General features: G+C 71.1%; 17 protein-coding genes. 4 read left to right on the top strand and 13 right to left on the bottom strand.

What is annotated here, in order from left to right:
• Positions 1-346: 346 nt before the first annotated feature.
• Positions 347-2,863, bottom strand: a complete 2,517-nt coding sequence (locus FB465_RS15135) for an ATP-dependent Clp protease ATP-binding subunit (protein WP_145791103.1) — start codon at positions 2,861-2,863, stop codon at positions 347-349.
• A 477-nt stretch (positions 2,864-3,340) separates the two neighbouring features.
• Here FB465_RS15135 and FB465_RS15130 point away from each other — a divergent pair, with 477 nt between their 5' ends.
• Positions 3,341-3,817 (top strand): hypothetical protein, encoded by a 477-nt coding sequence (locus tag FB465_RS15130; RefSeq protein ID WP_145791101.1) that lies wholly within the window; start codon positions 3,341-3,343, stop codon positions 3,815-3,817.
• Between the two features lie 32 nt (positions 3,818-3,849).
• Here FB465_RS15130 and FB465_RS15125 read toward each other — a convergent pair whose 3' ends face one another.
• The 12 genes from FB465_RS15125 to FB465_RS15075 form a co-directional block, all read right to left on the bottom strand.
• Entirely contained in the window at positions 3,850-4,200 is a 351-nt protein-coding gene (locus tag FB465_RS15125) for a histone-like nucleoid-structuring protein Lsr2 (RefSeq protein ID WP_145791099.1), read from the bottom strand.
• Between the two features lie 117 nt (positions 4,201-4,317).
• Complete coding sequence (locus FB465_RS15120; RefSeq protein WP_145791098.1) at positions 4,318-4,854, bottom strand: amino-acid N-acetyltransferase; 537 nt, start codon at positions 4,852-4,854, stop codon at positions 4,318-4,320.
• A 9-nt stretch (positions 4,855-4,863) separates the two neighbouring features.
• Positions 4,864-5,307 (bottom strand): BlaI/MecI/CopY family transcriptional regulator, encoded by a 444-nt coding sequence (locus FB465_RS15115; protein WP_145791096.1) that lies wholly within the window; start codon positions 5,305-5,307, stop codon positions 4,864-4,866.
• Positions 5,308-5,409: 102 nt separating this feature from the next.
• Positions 5,410-5,562 carry a hypothetical protein gene (locus FB465_RS35815; protein WP_170290591.1) on the bottom strand — a complete coding sequence of 51 codons (153 nt, stop codon included), beginning with the start codon at positions 5,560-5,562 and terminating at the stop codon, positions 5,410-5,412.
• A gap of 4 nt (positions 5,563-5,566) precedes the next feature.
• Complete coding sequence (lysX, locus tag FB465_RS15110; protein ID WP_145791094.1) at positions 5,567-7,126, bottom strand: bifunctional lysylphosphatidylglycerol synthetase/lysine--tRNA ligase LysX; 1,560 nt, start codon at positions 7,124-7,126, stop codon at positions 5,567-5,569.
• A 121-nt stretch (positions 7,127-7,247) separates the two neighbouring features.
• Positions 7,248-7,973: a hypothetical protein gene (locus FB465_RS15105; protein WP_145791092.1), complete on the bottom strand. Its 726-nt coding sequence runs from the start codon at positions 7,971-7,973 to the stop codon at positions 7,248-7,250.
• Positions 7,974-8,197: 224 nt separating this feature from the next.
• Positions 8,198-8,989, bottom strand: coding sequence for a type III pantothenate kinase (locus tag FB465_RS15100; RefSeq protein WP_145791090.1), 792 nt, complete (start codon positions 8,987-8,989; stop codon positions 8,198-8,200).
• A gap of 25 nt (positions 8,990-9,014) precedes the next feature.
• Positions 9,015-9,974 carry a carboxylating nicotinate-nucleotide diphosphorylase gene (gene nadC, locus FB465_RS15095; protein ID WP_145791088.1) on the bottom strand — a complete coding sequence of 320 codons (960 nt, stop codon included), beginning with the start codon at positions 9,972-9,974 and terminating at the stop codon, positions 9,015-9,017.
• A gap of 196 nt (positions 9,975-10,170) precedes the next feature.
• Positions 10,171-11,832, bottom strand: coding sequence for an L-aspartate oxidase (locus FB465_RS15090; RefSeq protein ID WP_145791086.1), 1,662 nt, complete (start codon positions 11,830-11,832; stop codon positions 10,171-10,173).
• Positions 11,833-11,849: 17 nt separating this feature from the next.
• The gene (panD, locus tag FB465_RS15085; RefSeq protein ID WP_145791084.1) at positions 11,850-12,299 is read right to left on the bottom strand and encodes an aspartate 1-decarboxylase; all 450 of its coding nucleotides are present in this window, start codon (positions 12,297-12,299) and stop codon (positions 11,850-11,852) included.
• Positions 12,300-12,341: 42 nt separating this feature from the next.
• Positions 12,342-13,229, bottom strand: a complete 888-nt coding sequence (panC, locus tag FB465_RS15080) for a pantoate--beta-alanine ligase (protein ID WP_145791082.1) — start codon at positions 13,227-13,229, stop codon at positions 12,342-12,344.
• Entirely contained in the window at positions 13,229-14,176 is a 948-nt protein-coding gene (locus tag FB465_RS15075) for a Rossmann-like and DUF2520 domain-containing protein (protein WP_145791081.1), read from the bottom strand. Before FB465_RS15075 ends, panC begins: the two co-directional genes overlap by 1 nt.
• Positions 14,177-14,488: 312 nt before the next feature.
• On the opposite strand from FB465_RS15075, the gene FB465_RS15070 reads away from it, so the two are divergent.
• From FB465_RS15070 to FB465_RS15060, 3 genes are read left to right on the top strand one after another with little or no spacing between them, the layout of a single operon-like run.
• Positions 14,489-16,747: a sensor histidine kinase gene (locus FB465_RS15070; protein ID WP_145791079.1), complete on the top strand. Its 2,259-nt coding sequence runs from the start codon at positions 14,489-14,491 to the stop codon at positions 16,745-16,747.
• Positions 16,744-17,175: a roadblock/LC7 domain-containing protein gene (locus tag FB465_RS15065; RefSeq protein ID WP_145791077.1), complete on the top strand. Its 432-nt coding sequence runs from the start codon at positions 16,744-16,746 to the stop codon at positions 17,173-17,175. Before FB465_RS15070 ends, FB465_RS15065 begins: the two co-directional genes overlap by 4 nt.
• Positions 17,168-17,560: a DUF742 domain-containing protein gene (locus tag FB465_RS15060; protein ID WP_145791075.1), complete on the top strand. Its 393-nt coding sequence runs from the start codon at positions 17,168-17,170 to the stop codon at positions 17,558-17,560. The genes FB465_RS15065 and FB465_RS15060 overlap by 8 nt, the downstream gene beginning before the upstream one ends.
• Positions 17,561-17,684 lie beyond the last annotated feature (124 nt).

Here is a 17,684-nt window from a genome sequence, read left to right as displayed (position 1 = left end):
CTGTTGGCCCTGCCGGTGAACCAATGAAAGACAGGTGGACGACATTTGATCCAAGAGTGGGTAAAAAAGAAAGACCTTGACCATGACATGGCGACGACGCTATCCTCCCGCGCCACTGATCAACTGACGATCAGTCACGCCTCCGGTGCGGTCCGGTAGGCAGGGCCTGCATCGCACTCGAACCATGATGTGAACCCCCCGAACGGCGGGGATTGCCGTGCGGTATGTCACAAGATTTGTTACCGATTGTGGAGTGGTCTTCTCAACAGACATTCAACAGACATTAAACAGAAAAGGCCGCGGCCCCGACGGAATGTCGGGGCCGCGGCCTTTCGTGCGGGTTGTGCTACTTCGTCAGATCCGGACCGGTCGAGGCGACGGCCGCCGGAGTGTCCGCCACCGGCGACTTCTCCTCGCCGCGGAAGGTGAACTTGGCTTCCTTGCCCTCGCCCTCCACGCCGACGACCACGATGTGGCCGGCCCGCAGCTCGCCGAAGAGGATCTTCTCGGAGAGGTGGTCCTCGATCTCGCGCTGGATGGTGCGGCGCAGCGGACGGGCACCGAGCAGCGGGTCGTAGCCGCGCTTGGCGAGCAGCTTCTTGGCCTCGATGCTGAGCTCCAGGCCCATGTCGCGGTCCTTGAGGCGGCTGTCCACCTTGTCGATCATCAGGTCGACGATCTGGATGATGTCTTCCTCGGACAGCTGGTGGAAGACCACGATGTCGTCGACACGGTTCAGGAACTCGGGGCGGAAGTGCTGCTTGAGCTCCTCGCCGACCTTCGCCTTCATCCGCTCGTACCCGGTGGCCGTGTCACCCGTGGCCGCGAAGCCCAGGTTGAAGCCCTTGGAGATGTCCCGGGTGCCGAGGTTGGTCGTCATGATGATGACGGTGTTCTTGAAGTCCACGACCCGGCCCTGGGAGTCGGTCAGGCGACCGTCCTCCAGGATCTGCAGCAGCGAGTTGAAGATGTCTGGGTGGGCCTTCTCGACCTCGTCGAACAGGACGACCGAGAACGGCTTGCGGCGCACCTTCTCGGTGAGCTGGCCGCCCTCCTCGTACCCGACGTAGCCGGGGGGCGAGCCGAAGAGCCGCGAGACGGTGTGCTTCTCGCTGAACTCCGACATGTCGAGGGAGATCAGGGCGTCCTCGTCGCCGAACAGGAACTCGGCGAGCGTCTTGGACAGCTCGGTCTTACCGACACCGGACGGGCCGGCGAAGATGAACGAGCCACCGGGGCGCTTCGGGTCCTTGAGGCCCGCACGCGTACGCCGGATGGCCTGGGAGAGCGCCTTGATGGCGTCCTTCTGGCCGATGACGCGCTTGTGCAGCTCGTCCTCCATGCGCAGCAGGCGGGAGGACTCCTCCTCGGTGAGCTTGAAGACCGGGATGCCGGTGGCCGTCGCCAGAACCTCGGCGATCAGCTCCTCGTCCACCTCGGCGACGACATCCATGTCGCCGGCCTTCCACTCCTTCTCCCGCTTGGCCTTGGCCTGCAGAAGCTGCTTCTCGTCGTCTCGCAGGGACGCGGCCTTCTCGAAGTCCTGCGCGTCGATCGCGCTCTCCTTCTCGCGGCGGACGTCGGCGATCTTCTCGTCGAACTCGCGCAGGTCCGGCGGCGCGGTCATCCGGCGGATGCGCATCCGGGAACCGGCCTCGTCGATCAGGTCGATCGCCTTGTCCGGCAGGAAGCGGTCCGAGATGTACCGGTCGGCCAGGGTGGCGGCGGCGACCAGGGCGGCGTCCGTGATGGAGACGCGGTGGTGCGCCTCGTAGCGGTCGCGCAGGCCCTTGAGGATCTCGATGGTGTGCGGCAGCGACGGCTCCGCGACCTGGATCGGCTGGAAGCGGCGCTCCAGCGCGGCGTCCTTCTCCAGGTGCTTGCGGTACTCGTCGAGAGTCGTCGCACCGATGGTCTGCAGCTCGCCACGGGCCAGCATCGGCTTGAGGATGCTGGCGGCGTCGATGGCGCCCTCGGCGGCGCCCGCGCCGACCAGGGTGTGCAGCTCGTCGATGAACAGGATGATGTCGCCGCGGGTGCGGATCTCCTTGAGCACCTTCTTCAGGCGCTCCTCGAAGTCACCGCGGTAGCGGGAGCCGGCAACCAGCGCGCCCAGGTCGAGGGTGTAGAGCTGCTTGTCCTTCAGCGTCTCCGGGACCTCGCCCTTGACGATCGCCTGGGCCAGGCCCTCGACGACCGCGGTCTTGCCGACGCCGGGCTCACCGATCAGCACGGGGTTGTTCTTGGTGCGGCGGGACAGCACCTGCATGACCCGCTCGATCTCCTTCTCGCGCCCGATGACCGGGTCGAGCTTGGCCTCGCGGGCGGCCTGGGTGAGGTTCCGGCCGAACTGGTCGAGGACCAGCGAGGTCGACGGGGTGCCCTCGGCGGGCCCGCCGGCCGTGGCCGACTCCTTGCCACCGCCCTGGTAACCGGAGAGCAGCTGGATGACCTGCTGGCGCACCCGGTTCAGGTCGGCGCCCAGCTTCACCAGGACCTGGGCGGCGACGCCCTCGCCCTCGCGGATCAGGCCGAGCAGGATGTGCTCGGTGCCGATGTAGTTGTGGCCGAGCTGAAGGGCCTCGCGGAGCGACAGCTCCAGCACCTTCTTCGCCCGGGGGGTGAAGGGAATGTGACCGGACGGGGCCTGCTGGCCCTGGCCGATGATCTCCTCGACCTGCTGGCGGACCGCCTCGAGCGAAATCCCGAGGCTCTCCAGGGCCTTAGCGGCGACACCCTCACCCTCGTGGATCAGGCCCAGGAGGATGTGCTCGGTGCCGATGTAGTTGTGGTTGAGCATCCGGGCTTCTTCCTGAGCCAGGACGACAACCCGCCGCGCGCGGTCGGTGAACCTCTCGAACATCGTTTATCGCTCCTCAGAGCGGTCGGGCAGTTCGGGGACTGTCCCCGCCCTGTCCTTCCGCATGCTAGTCCCGCTCAGCGGCGCGGCCCACGGATCCCACTCGTGTGGGGAATCATGCTGCGCGACCAGCCGACACCAATCCCAACCTGATGCTGGGAGACGGTGTTCCCACAGCTGGGCCTGATGCACCCGATACCGCTACGCCATCGGCGAACAAGGCTCGCCGGGGACGGAGCAGCTGGTCTCGCAGATCTCTCCGGCCGGAGCCCTGGGACCCCGTCCACCTGCATTCATACCCGGTATTCCGATGAGTTTCGCGCAGTTTCCCGGGTGGCGGTGTTCGCCTGGCGAGAAGTCTGCTGACGGACCGCCCGACAGCACCCACCGAGGTGACGGTGGCTCAGCTGCCTCCGGCCGGGTGCGGCCGTTCAGGTGGCGGTCGCGTTACCGCTTCGCTCATACAGCGTTGCACAACCCATGACAGCTGCGCTGCCCGTGCCGCCTGCCGAGTTGTCCGATCCGACGCCGGCGCTGCTGGGCTCGGACCGGGTGGAGGTACGGCGGCCGGTCGCTCTGGCCGCCCTGGGGCGGCTGGACCGGCTGCGGCGGCCGTACGGCCCGGTGGTCGCCAGCGGCGGCCTGGCCGCCTTCCTGCTCGCCCCCGGGACGGCCGATGCCGTCCCCGATCTGCTGCACTGGCTCGGCTGGGGGGCCGAGCTGGAGCTGGGCCTCACGGCCAGGCCCGCCGGTGCCCCCCGGGTGCCACGGCCGCGGGGCGCGGAGGAGGTCCCTCCGCGCCCCGAGAACCGATGCGATGTGCCGCCGGCCGTCTGGCTGCGGCCCGGGGCGAACGGCCCGGGTCTGGACCTGCGCTCACCCGACCTGCTCCGGCTGCTCGACTGCCTGGCGGACGCCTGCGCCCGCGACCTGATGGGCCTGGCACCGGCCGCCTGAGCCGCAGGACGGCTCTGGTCCGGCGGTCCGGATCAGGCCGCGTTGGCCCGCTCGTACGCCTCACGGACATTGCTCGGGACGCGGCCGCGGTCGTTGACCTCGAAACCGTTCTCCTTGGCCCACGCGCGGATCTTCGCGGTGTCCGGCGCACCGGCGGCCGGGCGGCCCGCGCTACGGCCGCTGCTGCGGCGCGCGCTGGTGAGCCGGCCACTCTGCTTGCGGCCCTTCTCGACGTACGGGGCCAGCAGGCCGCGCAGCTTGTCCGCGTTGGCGCTCTTCAGGTCGATCTCGTAGGCAACGCCGTCGAGAGCGAACGTCACCGTCTCGTCCGCCGAACCGCCGTCGAGATCGTCTTCAAGAATGACCTGCACCCTCTGTGCCACGGGCTTCCCTTTCCGCGTAAACGACCCATTGCCTAAGGGAAAGGAAACCGCCTTTTCCCGGAAAACACAAACCCTTGCCCGCTCCGGGCCTCCGCAAGGCACCCCGGGAGGTACCGCTCAGAGGTGCAGCAGCATCCGAGAGTTGCCCAGGGTGTTGGGCTTCACCCGCTCGAGGTCGAGGAACTCCGCCACACCTTCGTCGTACGAACGCAGAAGTTCCTCATAGACATCCGTAGCGATCGCCGCCGGGTCTGTCGTACCATCGTCGGTTTCGTAGAGTTCGCCGATCTCGACGAAACCGTGTTTCGCGAAGAAGGCCACCTCGAACGTCAAGCAGAAAATCCGACGTACGCCCAGCCAGCGTGCGGTCTGCAGCAGCTTCTCCAGCAACAGGTGCCCGATGCCCTTGCCCAGGCAGGACGGGTCCACGGCGAGGGTGCGCACCTCGGCCAGGTCCTCCCACATCACGTGCAGTGCGCCGCAGGCGACGACCAGGCCGGTGTCGTCGCGTTCGGCCACCCAGAACTCCTGCACGGATTCGAACAACGTGACGGTGGGCTTGTCGAGCAGAATGCCGTCGCGAGAGTAGCCGTCGATGAGCCGCCGTACTGCGCGCACGTCCGTGGTCCGCGCCCGGCGGATGGTGACCTCCATGGCGGGACGTTATCGTGCCGGCGGGCCCGCAGTCTCCTCGGTATCCGGATCGGTATCGGGATCCGGATCGGGATCCGGATCGGGTTCCGTCGGGAAGAGGGCGGCGACCCTTAGCGCATCGCGCAGTGCCTCCCGCTGCTCCGGTGACATCAGGCCGAAGAAGTGCACCAGGGCGGCCGCAGGATTGTCACTCGTCCCCCACGCATCGTTCATCAGTGCCGCGGTGTATGCCTCACGGGACGAGACCGGCTCATATCGATACGCCCGGCCGACCTGCTCGCGGCGCAGCCAGCCCTTTCTGAAGAGCTTGTCGAGCACCGTCATGACAGTGGTGTACGCGATATCGCGTTCCGACTGCAGATCCTGCAGAACCTCGCGAACGGTGACCGGGCGGTTCCACTGCCAGACCCTGGTCATGATGTCGTTCTCGAGTTCTCCGAGTTGCCGCACCATAGTCCGGCCAGGATAGGGACTGTTTCGGACAAAATTTGCTTATTCGGAGCAAACCGGCGCGCCGCCACCCGGGAAGGGTGACGGCGCGCCGGTGGGGTGCTGCTATTCGGCTGTGGCGGTCCGGGCCATCGCCTCCGCGGCGGCGTCCTCCTTGGCCTTCTGGGCGCCGCCCTGGCTGCGGATGATGGCCCGCACCAGGAACCCGAAGCCGATCGCCATGACCAGCGGGGGCACGATCGCTGAGATGTAGTCCATCAGGTCACTCCTCGGTGTCTGCGGTCTCGGCGTCGGCCTTGGGGGCCTTGGCCTCAGGCTTCACGAGCGGGAAGAGCACCGTCTCGCGGATGTTCTTGCCGGTGAGCAGCATGATCAGGCGGTCCACGCCGAGCCCGAGGCCACCGGTCGGCGGCATCGCGTACTCGAGGGCCCGCAGGAAGTCCTCGTCCAGCTGCATCGCCTCGACGTCGCCGCCGGCGGCCAGCAGGGACTGCGCGGTGAGGCGGGCGCGCTGCTCGACCGGGTCGATCAGCTCGGAGTACGCGGTGCCGATCTCGGTACCGAAGATCACCAGGTCCCACTTCTCAGCCACGCCCGGGATCGAGCGGTGCCGGCGGGTCAGCGGGGAGACCTCGGTCGGGTAGTCCTTGATGAAGGTCGGCTTGATCGCGTGGTGCTCGAGCAGCCGCTCGATCATCTCCAGGACGATCTGGCCGTGGCCCCACTCCTTCTCCCACGGCACACCGGCGTCGTCGGCGAGCTTGCGCAGCTCCTCGACGCCGGTCTCCGGGGTCACCTCGACACCGAGGTGCTGGGAGATGCCGGGGTAGACGGAGACCTCGGCCCACGGCTCGGCCAGGTCGATCTCGTGTTCCTGGCCGTCCGGGCCGATGCCGCGGACCACGGTGGTGCCGAGGGCGTCCATGGCGGCGTTGATGATGATCGCGCGGATCAGCTCGGCCTGGGTGTCGTAGTCGCCGTAAGCCTCGTACGACTCCAGGGCCGTGAACTCCGGGTTGTGGGTCGCGTCGGCGCCCTCGTTGCGGAAGTTCCGGTTGATCTCGAAGACCTTCTCGGCGCCGCCGACCACCAGGCGCTTGAGGTAGAGCTCGGTGGCGATGCGCAGGTAGAGGTCGATGTCGTACGCGTTGATGTGCGTCAGGAACGGACGCGCGTTGGCGCCGCCGTGGATCGGCTGCAGCATCGGGGTCTCGACCTCGAGGTAGCCGCGGTCCTCGTAGGTGCGGCGGATCGAGCGGACCACCTTGGTGCGCAGCTGGAGCATCTCGCGCGCCTCGGGGTTCACGATCAGGTCCACGTACCGCTGGCGGACCCGGGCCTCCGGGTCGGTCAGGCCCTTGTGCTTGTCCGGCAGCGGGCGAAGGCACTTGGCGGTGAGCTCCCAGCGGTCCACCATCACGCTCAGCTCGCCGCGGCGGGAGGTGATCACCTCGCCCTCGACGCCGACCTGGTCGCCCAGGTCGATGTCCGCCTTCCAGGCCGCCAGCCGCTCCTCGCCCAGCTTGTCCAGGGAGAACATCACCTGGAGGTCGCCCGAGCCGTCGCGCAGGGTGGCGAAGCAGAGCTTGCCACCGGTACGGGCCAGGACGACCCGGCCGGTCACGCCGACGCGCTCGCCGGTCGCGGTGTCCGGCTCCAGGTCGGGGTGCTTGGCCCGCAGGTCGGCGATGGTGGTGGTACGGGGGAAGCCGACCGGGTACGGGTCGATGCCGGCCGCCCGGAGCCGGTCCAGCTTCTCGCGCCGGACGCGCATCTGCTCGGGAAGGTCGTCGGTCGCGGGGACGGTGCTCTGATCGCTCACCCCACAAGGGTAGCCATCGCCGACACGTACCCCTGCGTGGGGCGCCCCGGTGCCGGAGCGGGGTCGGCCGGGATCGGCCGGCCCCGCAGGAGCAGTTCGGTCAACGGGCCTCGGCCGGTGCTCAGCCGGTGCCGGTGGCGAGCTCGATGTCGTCCTCGTCGGGGTGCGGGGGCTCGGGGTGCTGCTGGGGCTTGGGGCGCCGGCCGAAGAGTTCGGCGGGGGTCGGCATCCGGCGGGGCTGGGGGCGGTCTGCCGGGGTGGGGGCCTTGGGGGTGGGGGCGCCGGCGGGGTTGCTCATCGGGATCCGTCCTCCAACTGGGGTGAGGCCAACCGGGGTGCTGGCCGTGCTGGGTGGTGCGGCGGGGCTGGGTACGGCCGTGAGGTGGCGCTGGCCCGTGCTCAGGGCGAGCCGCTCGCGGACGTCCGCCTCGGCGAGCGCGTGGCAGCGGCCGGCCAGCCGGGATCGGCGGGTGCGCTCGCCGGAACCGCAGGGGAGGCGGGCCAGGGCGCGCAGCGCGGTGAGGTCCTCCGGGCAGGGGAGGTAGCCGTCGGCGACGGCCTCCTCCAAGCGTTCCAGGTAGCCGGAGACACTGCCCGGCAGAGCGGCCCGGTAGCGGGCCAGGTCGGCGAGGAGGAAGGAGCGCAGTCTGCCGCCCTCCTGCACCGCCTCGTCGACGGCCTCGGCGAGCCGCAGCGCCTCCTGCACGTCCTCGGCCCACAGGTCACCGGCGGGCGTCGGGTACGGCGATTGGACCGGGTTGAGCGCTTGGGCGAGGGCACGGCGCAGCACGCGGACTTCGTCGGCGCTGAACGCCATGCCGCCGCGCGATCCGTGTGGCGTAGGCATGTGGTGACACTACGTGGCCAACGTCCGATTTGTGGCGATTGGCGACGCGTTTGTGCCGATTGGCGGATGGTGCGTTGATCCGATCGGTGAGCGGTGCACTCAGGGCAACCACAAGGGGCGCGGGGCTCTGTTGATCAGCTGCGTGCGCGCGCAACCGTGCACGTACGTCGTGCCTTGGTCGCGCAGTTCCCCGCGCCCCGGTGGGCTGCCCGAGTGCGTAGGGCTCACGTGGCGGGCTTGTTGCGCTCGTAGACGAGGCGGAGGCCGATCAGGGTGAGCCAGGGCTCGTGGACGTCGATGGTGGTGGCCTCACCGAGGACGAGGGGGGCCAGGCCGCCGGTGGCGATCACCTGGACGTCGTCGGGGTCCTTGGAGAGCTCCTTGGCCATCCGGTTGACCAGGCCGTCCACCTGACCGGCGAAGCCGTACAGGATGCCGGACTGCATGCCCTCGACGGTGTTCTTGCCGATCACGTTGCGCGGGCGGGCCAGCTCGATCTTGCGCAGCTGGGCGCCGCGGACACCGAGCGCCTCCACCGAGATCTCGATGCCCGGGGCGATCGCGCCGCCGACGTAGTCGCCACGCTCGTTGATCGCGTCGAAGGTGGTCGCGGTGCCGAAGTCGACCACGATGCACGGTCCGCCGTAGAGGTGGTTCGCCGCCAGCGCGTTGACGATCCGGTCGGCGCCGACCTCCTTGGGGTTGTCCATCAGGACGTGCACCCCGGTCTTCACCCCCGGCTCCACGATCACCGCGGGGACGTCGCCGTAGTAACGACGCGTCACCTCGCGGAGCTCGTGGAGCACGGCGGGTACGGAGGAGCAGATCGCCAGCCCCTCGACCCGGTCCTCGGCCGAGACGACCGGGTGAGAGCCCATCAGCCCGTGCATCAGCACCGCCAGCTCGTCCGCCGTGCGGCGCGGGTCGGTCGAGATCCGCCAGTGCTCGACGATCTCCTCACCGTCGAACAGGCCGAGCGTGGTCTGGGTGTTGCCGACGTCGATGGTGAGGAGCATGGGGTGCTTTCTAAGAGGATGGGGGTCAGGAACGGAGGTCCAGGCCGATGTCCAGGATCGGCGAGGAGTGCGTCAGGGCCCCGACGGCGAGGTAGTCGACACCAGTCTCGGCGACCTCACGCGCGGTGGCCAGAGTCAGGCCGCCGGAAGCCTCCAGCTTGGCCTTGCCCGCCACCAGCTCGACGGCCTCCTTGAGCTGAGCCACCGTGAAGTTGTCCAGCAGGATCAGGTCCGCGCCGGCCTCCAGGACGGGCGGGATCTGCTCCAGGGTGTCGACCTCGACCTCGACCGGCAGCTCCGGGTACGCGGCCTTGACGGCCCGGAAGGCCTCGGCCACGCCGCCCGCGGCGACCACGTGGTTGTCCTTGACGAGAGCCGCGTCCGAGAGCGCCATCCGGTGGTTCGCCCCGCCGCCCGCGCGGACGGCGAACTTCTCCAGCGCCCGCAGGCCCGGGGTGGTCTTACGCGTGTCGCGCACGACCGCCTTCGTGCCCTGCAGGGCGTCCGCCCACTCGCGCGTCGCGGTGGCGATACCCGAGAGATGGCAGAGCAGGTTGAGCGCGCTGCGCTCGGCGGTCAGCAGGTCGCGGGTACGGCTGCGCACCGAGAGCAGCACCTGGCCGGCCTCGACCCGGTCGCCGTCCTCCGCGTGCCGCTCGACCTCGAACTCCTCCTCGCAGACCAGCGAGACCACGGCCTCGGCGATCCGCAGACCCGCGACCACGCCGGCCTGACGGGCCGTGAAGTCGGCGGTGGCGACGGCGTCCGCCGGGACGGTCGCCACCGAGGTGACGTCCTCGCCGCCGGCCAGGTCCTCGGCCAGCGCCAGGGTGGCGATGTCCTCGACCTCGACCGGGTCCAGGCCGGCCTCCTCCAGCAGCTCGGCCAGCGCCGGGTCGAGCCCGGTCTCGTACGCCTCGCCGTCGCCGCAGGCGCAGCCGTCGCCGCAGCCCGCGGAGGCCAGCGGAAGTTCGTCGTGGGTCATCGGGATGCTCCTTCAGGGATGGCCAACCACAGGGGCGCGGGGAACTGCGCGAAACGGAAGGCAACGGTGGTCAGCCGGACTGGGCGGGCAAGGTGCACCTCGCGCCCTTCCGGTGGGATGGTGCAACGTGCTCGCTGCGCGAAGGTGCGGCCTGGAAGCCTTCCGATTCGCGCAGCTCCCCGCGCCCCTGAGGGTGTCACCGGGCCTCCAGGGTGCCGTCCGGGGACAGGCGGGTGGTCAGGTGGCGCTGCCAGTGCGCGTCGTCCCGCTCGGGGAAGTCCTCGCGCCAGTGGCAGCCCCGGGTCTCCTCCCGCTGCGCGGCCGCGGCGACCAGCGCGGTGGCGACCAGGTGCAGGTTGGCGGCCTCCCAGGTCTCCACCCGGGGGTCGGCCGGCTTCTCCTCGGCGACGTGCGCGAAGGCGTCCTCGGCGAGCTGCGCCAGCCCGGCCGCAGCGGCCGCCATCGAGGCGGCCGAGCGCAGCACGCCCGCACCGGTGCTCATCATCCGCTGGATCTCGGCCCGCGCCTCGGGAGCGAGCAGCGGGACGCTGCGGGCCGCCCGGGCACCCGCGACGTCCACCGCGCGCTCGGGCAGCCCGCCCTCGGCGTGGCGGTCGGTCAGGTCCGCGGCGATCCGCTCGGCGAAGACCAGCCCCTCCAGGAGGGAGTTGGACGCGAGCCGGTTGGCCCCGTGCACGCCGGTGCAGGCGACCTCGCCGCAGGCGTACAGGCCCGGGACGGTGGTGCGGCCCTGCAGGTCGGTGCGGATGCCGCCGGAGGCGTAGTGCGCGGCGGGGGCGACCGGGATCAGCTCGGTGACCGGGTCGATCCCGTGCGAGCGGCAGGAGGCCAGGATGGTGGGGAAACGCTCCTCCCACATCTCGGCACCGAAGTGCCGCCCGTCCAGGTACATGTGCTCGGCGCCCTGCTCCTGCATCCGCCGGGTGATCGCCTTGGCGACGATGTCGCGCGGCGCCAGCTCGGCGAGCTCGTGCTGACCGACCATGAAGCGGGTCTCGTCGGCGTCGACCAGGTAGGCGCCCTCACCGCGGACGGCCTCCGACACCAGCGGCTGCTGGCCCTCGGCCTCCGGGCCCAGCCAGAGCACGGTCGGGTGGAACTGGACGAACTCCAGGTCGGTGACCTCGGCGCCCGCGCGCAGTGCCAGTGCGACACCGTCGCCGGTGGAGACGGCCGGGTTGGTGGTGGCGGAGAAGACCTGGCCCATGCCGCCGGTGGCCAGCACCACGGCGCGGGCCCGGATCGCGCCGACACCGTCGCGCTGGCCCTCGCCCATCACGTGCAGGGTCAGGCCGGCCGCGTGGCCCTCGGCGTCGGTGAGCAGGTCGAGGACGAGCGCGTGCTCGATCAGCTCCAGGCCCGGGTCGCTGCGTACGGCCGCGACCAGGGCTCGCGATATCTCGGCACCGGTCGCGTCGCCGCCCGCGTGCGCGATCCGGCGGCGGTGGTGGCCGCCCTCGCGGGTCAGCAGGATCTCGCCGTCGGCGTCCAGGTCGAAGGCCGCGCCGACGCTGATCAGGTTCCGTACGGCCGACGGGCCCTCGGTGACCAGGGTGCGCACCGCATCCTCGTCGCAGAGCCCGGCGCCCGCGACCAGGGTGTCGTCCAGGTGCTGCTCGGGGGTGTCCCCCTCGCCCAGGGCGGCGGCGATGCCACCCTGGGCCCAACGGGTGGAGCCGTCGTCCAGCATCGCCTTGGTGACCACCATGGCCCGCAGGCCGGCCTTGCGGACGTTGAGCGCGACGGTGAGCCCGGCGACCCCGGAGCCGACCACGACGACGTCGGTGGTCGTGGTCCAGCCGGGGGCCGGGGCGGTGAGGCGATGAGAGACGGGCATCGTGTTCAGTGGCTCCTTCAGCGCGCGGCGGTGGTGGCTGCGCCGTGCACGCCACCGTACGCCTGGTCGCCGCGCACCAGTCCGGTGCCCTCCTGGGCCTCGGCAGCGTCCGTGCCGAGACCGGTGATCTTGTTCTCCGCGTCCACGAAGACGACCTTGGGGACGTAGCCCTTGGCCTCCGCGGTCTCCATCTGCCCGTAGGCGATCAGGATCACCAGGTCGCCGGGGTGGACCAGGCGGGCGGCGGCGCCGTTGATGCCGATCACGCCCGTGCCACGCGGGCCCGCGATGGTGTACGTCTCCAGGCGGGCGCCGTTGTTGATGTCGACTATGTGGACCAGCTCGCCCGGGAGCAGGTCGGCGGCGTCGAGCAGGTCCTCGTCCACCGTCACGGAGCCGACGTAGTGCAGGTCGGCCTGGGTGACGGTGGCGCGGTGGATCTTGGACTTGAGCATGGTGCGGAGCATGGGGTCACGCCTCCAGATGTGAGTGCATGCCTAGAAGTACGGCTACCGAACGATGATGCGGACGTTGTCGATCAGGCGGGTCGACCCCACCTTGGCGGCAACGGCCAGCACAGCCTCGCCCTGGAAGTCGTCGGCGGCTTCGGTGAAGTCCTCCGGGTCGATCAGGGCGAGGTAGTCAAGGGTGACACCTTCAGTGGTGTCCAGGACGGCCGAGGCCGCCTCGCGGACGGCCTTCGGGCCCTGGGCGGCCACGTCGCGGCCGGCGAAGAGGGCCTTGGACAGGGCGAGGGCCTGCGCGCGCTCCTCGGCGGAGAGGTAGCGGTTGCGGGAGGAGAGCGCCAGGCCGTCCTCCTCGCGGAGGGTCGGGACGCCGATCACCTCCACGTCGAAGTCCAGGTCCGCGACCATCCGCTGGATGACGGCGAGCTGCTGGGCGTCCTTCTCGCCGAAGAAGGCGAAGTCCGGGTCCGTGATGTGCAGCAGCTTGGCGACGACCGTGAGCACGCCGTCGAAGTGCCCGGGACGCGAGGCGCCCTCGAAGCGCTCGCCCATCGGGCCCGCGGTGATCCGCACCTGCGGGGCGCCGTTGGGGTACACCTCCTCGGGCAGCGGGGCGAAGACCACGTCCGCGCCGTTCTCCTCGGCGAGGCGGACGTCGGCGGCCAGGGTGCGCGGGTAGCGGTCGAGGTCCTCGCCCTCGCCGAACTGCAGCGGGTTCACGAAGACCGTCACGGCGACCCGGCCGTCCGCGCCGACCTGCTTGCGGGCGGCCCGGATCAGTGCGGCGTGGCCTTCGTGCAGCGCGCCCATGGTCATCACGACCGCGTTGTCGACCGGCTGCTCGTCCGGCCAGAAGGCCGGCTCGAAGTCGGCGATGGTGTGGGTCAGCACAGTCTTCCGGGCCTTCGCCGGCTGCTTGCCGCGTGCCATCAGTTGCTCTCCTCGTTGAGTACGTCCAGCAGCGCCGCCGCCGACTCTTCCTTGAGCGATCCGTTCCGGACCGCCCGCTGCGCCGTGGCCCGGGCCATCGCGCGGTACGCCTGCCCGATGTCCGGGGACACCGTACTGAGCTGCCTCAGGTGCCGGCTCACCGTCCCCGTGTCGCCGCGGGCGACCGGGCCGGTGAGCGCAGCGTCGCCGGAGCGCAGGCTGTTGTCCAGGGCGGCGCCGAGCAGCGGCCCGAGCAGGCGGCCCGGCTCGGCGACACCGGCCGTACGCAGCAGCTCCAGGGCCTGTGCGACCAGCGTGACCAGGTGGTTCGCGCCGTGCGCCAGGGCCGTGTGGTAGAGCGGGCGGACCTCCTCGGGCACCCACTCCGGCTCGCCGCCCATCTCCACCACCAGCGCCTCGGCGACCGGCCGCAGCTCCTCGGGGGCCGTGACGCCGAACGGGCAGCCGGCCAGCCGGGCCAGGTCGACGGAGGTGCCGGTGAAGGTCATCGCGGGGTGCAGCGCGAGCGGCAGCGCGCCGGCCCGGGTGACGGGTTCGAGGACCGCCACCCCGTGCGCGCCCGAGGTGTGCACGATGATCTGGCCCGGGCGGACGGCTCCGGTCGTGGCCAGCCCGGCGACCAGGTCGGCCAGCGCGTCGTCGGGGACGGTGAGGAGGACGAGATCGGCGGCCGCCAGCACCTGCGGCGGGCTCACCAGCTTCACCCCGGGAAGCAGCGCCTCGGCCCGGCGCTGCGAGGCGGTGGACACTCCCGACGCCGCCACCACCCGGTGGCCCGCCAGCTGGAGTGCGGCGCCGAGGGCGGGGCCCACCCGGCCGGTGCCGACCACACCGACGGTCAGCCGGGCGGGGCGGTTGCCGGGGTCGGAAGGATCGCCGAAGGGGTCGGCCAGGGCACCGAAGTCTGCGTGGTCGGACGTACTCATGCCCACGCCTCGCTCCGCTCGGCGCGTGCTTCGCACAACGCGCACCTCTTGATGGTTCGCTCGCTCCGCTCGCTCACGCGCTCGGCCTTCGTCCTAACTTCCGTTCCAGTCCTCTGCGGGTACCAGACGTACCGAGCCATTCTACGACCGGCCGGCAGGGCCCTCGGATGTCTCGCGCGTCACTCGCCGCATGCTCGGCACGGAGCATGATCTCCGCCAAAGTTTCACTACCCGGCGGTCACTTCCGGGATTCGGCGCAGGTAGCTTTCTCCAGTCCGCCACTCGGCGGGTTCGGCATCCCCGAGGGAGATCATGCGCAAGCGCCTCGGCACTCCCACGATCCGCACCCGGATCACCACCCTCGTCCTCATCCCGATCGTGGCGCTGGTGGCCCTCTGGGGCTTCGCGGTCGTCTCGATGACCGGTGATCTGCGGGCGCTGATCCGGCTGGAAGGCGTCTACCAGTACTTCGGCACCCCGGTGGACACCGCCCTCGGACAGATCCAGATCGAGCGCCGGATGGCCTCCGAGTACCTCGGGTCAGGCTGGGACCAGAACCTGCTCGCCGAGTTCACCACGCAGCAGCACGCGACCGACGAAGCCGTCCGGGCGATGCACGCGGCGGCGGTGAACCCGGACCACCGCGGTGAGCTCTCCGGTGAGCAGCGCAGCCGGCTCGACCGGATGGTCAAGGCCGCCGACGGGCTGGCCGCGCTGCGCAGGGGCGTGGTCACCCGGCAGATCCCCTGGGACGAGGCGGTCACCGGTTACACGGCGATCGTCGAGCCGGGCTTCGAGGTGCAGTCCGCGCTGACCGCTCTGCAGGCCGGACAGCTGGCCCGCGAGGCGCAGGTCGTCATCGAGCTGGTCCGGGTCCGCGAGTACGTCTCGCGCGAGGACGCCATGGGCTCGGGCGCGCGGGCGGCCGGGGGGTTCTCCCCGGCGCAGGCGCGGGCCTTCGCCGCCACCGTGGAGGACCGGCGGGTCTTCCAGCGGACCTACGTGCCCGCCCTGCCCGCCGACTCCCGGGCGGCCTTCGACGCCTTCGCCCAGGACTCCCGGTACACCGCGCTGGTCGACGCCGAGGACAAGACGCTGGCCGACGGCGGCCGCAGCATCTCGCGGGAGTCCTGGCGAGGCACCATGGACCCGGCCGTCCACCGCTACATGGAGCTCTGCAGCCAGGCGGCCCTCAACTCCGCCGCCCGCGGCCGCGCCTACGCGACCGACGAGCTGACCCGGGCCGCGCTGGTCGGCGGTGCGGGCCTGGTCGCCGTGGTCTTCTCGATCTGGTACTCGATCCGCACCGGGCGCCGGATCACCCAGCGCCTGCTCCGGCTGCGGGCCTCCGCCAACCTCCTGGCGGGCAGCCGGCTCCCCAGCGTGATGCGGCGGCTCAGCGCGGGCGAGGTGGTCGACGTCGAGGCCGAGGCACCGCCGCTGACCTTCGGTGCGGACGAGATCGGGGACGTCGGCCGGGCGTTCAACGACGCGCGCCGGGCGGCGGTCGAGGCGGCCGTGGAACAGGCGAGGCTGCGTCGGGGGATCTCCGGGGTGTTCCTCAACATCGCCCGCCGCAGCCAGTCCTTGGTCCACCGCCAGCTCAAGCTGCTGGACGCCATGGAGCGGCGGGTCACCGACCCCGACGAGCTGGCGGACCTGTTCCGCGTCGACCATCTGACCACCCGGATGAGGCGCCACGCGGAAGGCCTGATCATCCTCTCCGGCGCGGCGCCCGGGCGGATGTGGCGCAAGCCGGTGCCGCTGGTGGACGTGATCGGCTCGGCTGTCGGCGGGGTCGAGGACTACCAGCGGGTCGTCATCCCGCCGATGCCGAAGGTCGCCGTGGTCGGAGCGGTCGTGGCCGACCTGGTGCACCTGGTGGCGGAGCTGGTGGAGAACGCGACCGTGTTCTCGCCGCCGCAGACCAAGGTCGGCATGAGGGTGGGCGAGGCGGCCGGCGGCTGCGTACTGGAGATCGACGACCGGGGTCTCGGCATGGACCCTGACGAGCTGGCGGCCGCCAACCTCTCGCTGGCCGAGCCGCGGGACTTCGACCCCGCGCAGACCGAGCGCCTCGGCCTCTTCGTGGTCGGCCGGCTGGCCCGGCGGCACGGGATCGAGGTGACGCTCTGCCGCTCGCCGTACGGGGGCACCACGGCCGTGGTGTTCCTCCCGGGCGCCGTCCTGGCGGAGGAGGAGCTTCCCCCGGAGCCCGAGGAGCTTCCGGTGGCCGCGCAGAGCCCCACGGTGCAGAGCCTTACGGTGGTGCCGAGCTCGGAGGCAGGGACCGGGACCGCCGTCCTGCCGATGCGCAGACGGCAGCCGGCACCCGACCCGGACCCCGCCGCCGCGCCGGCCGCGCCGACCGGCCTGCCCACCCGGGTACGCCAGGCCTCCCTCGCCCCGCAGCTGCGGGCGGCACCCGGCCGAGCCGCGGGCGAAGGCGAAGGCGAGGCCGAGGAGGTCTCGCCCGAGCAGCTGGGCGCCATCTTCGGGGCCTTCCAGCGGGGCCTGGACCGTGGCCGCAGCGAAGCTCCGACGGACGATCAGAAGGGCGAGCAAGAATGACGGCTACGGACATGAGCGAGGCCGAGCCGGCCGGCGGTCTCGACTGGCTGCTGGACGACCTGGTCGACCGCACCGAGCACCTGCGGCAGGCCGTGCTGCTCTCCTCGGACGGCCTGGCCACCGCGGCCTCCGCCGGCCTCGGCACCGACGACATCGACCATCTGGCCGCACTCTGCTCCGGCTTCCACAGCCTCGCCAAGGGCGTCGGCAGCCACTTCGGGGCCGGCGGCGTCCGGCAGACGATGGTGATGCTGGAGGACGCCTTCCTCTTTGTCACCCCGGCCGGCGAGGGCAGCTGCCTGGCGGTGCTCTGCGATGTGCAGGCCGATGTCGGGCAGGTCGCGTACGAGATGTCGATGCTGGTCAAGCGGGTCGGCCGGCGCCTGTCCACGCCGGTGCGAGCCGAGCTCAGGCCGGCCCATGGCTGATGACGAGGGCAGCGGGGCGCAGCTGCACTGGTACGACGACGACGCGGGCCCGATGGTCCGCCCGTTCACCGTGACCAGGGGCCGCACCCGCCCCGCCACCGGCCAGGACTTCGACCTGCTGGCCGAGGTACGGGCCGTACCGGGGGCCGAGCCGGCCGTCCCGCTGGACCACGCCCGCAGCTCGCTGCTGGACCAGGTACGGCGTGGCCCGCGCCCGCTCGCCGAGCTGGCGGCCGACGCCGACCTGCCGGTCGGTGCGCTCCGGGTGCTGCTGGGCGACCTGCTGGACGACGGCCTGGTGCAGGTCGCCGCGCCCGCGACCCGGGCCGGACGCCCGGACGTCCGGCTGCTGCACGAGGTCATCCAGGGGCTGCGCCGCCTCTGAGCGCTCCGCTCGGACAGGCAGCCGATCAGCCACAACAGGGGCGCGGGGAACCGCGCGAGGCGGGAGGGCACAGGCCGTTGCCTTCCGATCTCGCGCAGTTCCCCGCGCCCCTGGGGTACCCGGT

The sequence above is a fragment of the Kitasatospora atroaurantiaca genome, assembly GCF_007828955.1.
In the GTDB taxonomy this organism is placed as follows: domain Bacteria; phylum Actinomycetota; class Actinomycetes; order Streptomycetales; family Streptomycetaceae; genus Kitasatospora; species Kitasatospora atroaurantiaca.
Note: the sequence above shows the minus strand (reverse complement) of the source record. Positions and strands in the feature narration are given on the sequence as shown.